This window comes from Stieleria sedimenti (genome assembly GCF_025060895.1).
In the GTDB taxonomy this organism is placed as follows: domain Bacteria; phylum Planctomycetota; class Planctomycetia; order Pirellulales; family Pirellulaceae; genus Stieleria; species Stieleria sedimenti.
The window spans coordinates 1-1,556 of record NZ_JANZKV010000230.1 but is presented as its reverse complement, the minus strand read 5'-3'; the positions used below and the strand labels follow the sequence as shown (position 1 = coordinate 1,556).

Here is a 1,556-nt window from a genome sequence, read left to right as displayed (position 1 = left end):
AGCCGCCCACTGTCGCTGCCTCGCAGCGACCGGGAATCGCCTAAAGGCTAAACACCAACGTCGCTGAATCCCTCGTTTTTTAAGCCCGTGCCATTCGTCACTGCCCCCATTTCCGCTCGACAAACGCAACCCAAACACTCAAAGTTTAAAGAGTACGAGGGAAGGCAAGAGCGACGAATCTTGCCGCCCCAGTCCCCGCCGATGAACGATCAAATCCTAAAGCCGCTCGCCGTCACATTCTTTCTGACGCTCGCGGTACTGACTGGCTTCAACTGGCACGACGCTGCGCTCGGCGACGATTCGCCGCACCAATCAACGACCGAAACGATCGTTCAAATCGCCGGCCAATCGGTCACGTTGGACGAGCCGACGCTCGGCCCCGAATTGGATGCCGACGCGCAGCGCAGTCTGATCACCCCACTGCTCCGCGGACTCAGTTTCAGCCAGTTCGCCCGCGATTCGGTCGTTGCACCGGTGCGCATTTACCTGCGATACATCACCAACGATGCCGGCGACCGTTTGGGGCACGATGTCCATGTCGTCTTCATCATCCACGAGAGCTTGCAAACGTTTTCGGACCAGGACATCGCCCAGCGACTCGGCGGCGACGAAGCGGATGACGCAGGCGGCGACTCCGCGGAAACATCACCCGATGTGGCCGACGTCTCCGTCGAGACGTTGCAGAGTCTTGGCATCGACGACGCCGGGCCACAGGTCCGCTACCGAGAGTTGGATTTCGAGTTGCTGGACAAGGTTCGATTGACTGGATTGCTGCGGATTGCACAGCGTTCATCCGCCACCCAGAATCGGATCGACGTCTCGCTCGTCGAGGCATTCGACAACCGTTGGCAGGCCACCGATGGGCGAGATAGTGGCGGAGAGTATTCGGGATTTCAGGGTTGGCTGACAGCGACCTCGCTAACCGGGATGGACGCCGTATTCGTCGAAGCGCGTTTTGTGATGGCTGAGCCGGATCAATGGTTCGCCGGTTCCAACTACGTCCGCAGCAAGTTGCCACTGGTCTTGCAAGAAGCCGCCCGCAAGTTGAGGCGACGGCTACGGGATCGTTGACGCTGCCGCGTGAAGACCAGAACAGTGCAATCCAGGTCCCCCCCCTCGCAGTCTTCCGATTCCTGAGCCGACCAGATCGCCCGTGCAGACCTTCCACGGGAGTTTGGTTGACCAGTCTATCGGGGCTCGTAGGATCGAGTGGTTCGCAATGTTTCTCGGTCCGACCGCGAAGGATCGCTTTTTACTTCGGTCGGACCGCCAATCATGAATCGTTCGTCCGCCGCTCGGTGATCGGTAACGTTGAACTTAATCGAATTGCTTACCGCTTCGAAGGTTGAAGTGCGGTCGGGGTTAGCTGAGGTTGCGTGGGTTTTGCTAGAGTAGGCTGACGCCAGATTCTTGATTCCACTGGCCGTAGGTCGTCCGCGTTTTGGTGCGATCGCCGTCTTGATCTCTCTGGGCCTTTCGTGTGATCCAGCGGCGCATGGCTCCCCCGTGACTCGCGTTGTGTGGTCCGAGGGCGTTTTTCGTTGACTCAAAGACGA

1 protein-coding gene is annotated in these 1,556 nt (G+C 58.9%); it reads left to right on the top strand.

The genetic code is table 11. From position 1 onward, the window contains the following. The first annotated feature begins 201 nt into the window (after positions 1-201). Complete coding sequence (locus NZK35_RS27095; RefSeq protein ID WP_259635652.1) at positions 202-1,071, top strand: hypothetical protein; 870 nt, start codon at positions 202-204, stop codon at positions 1,069-1,071. The last annotated feature ends 485 nt before the right edge of the window (positions 1,072-1,556 follow it).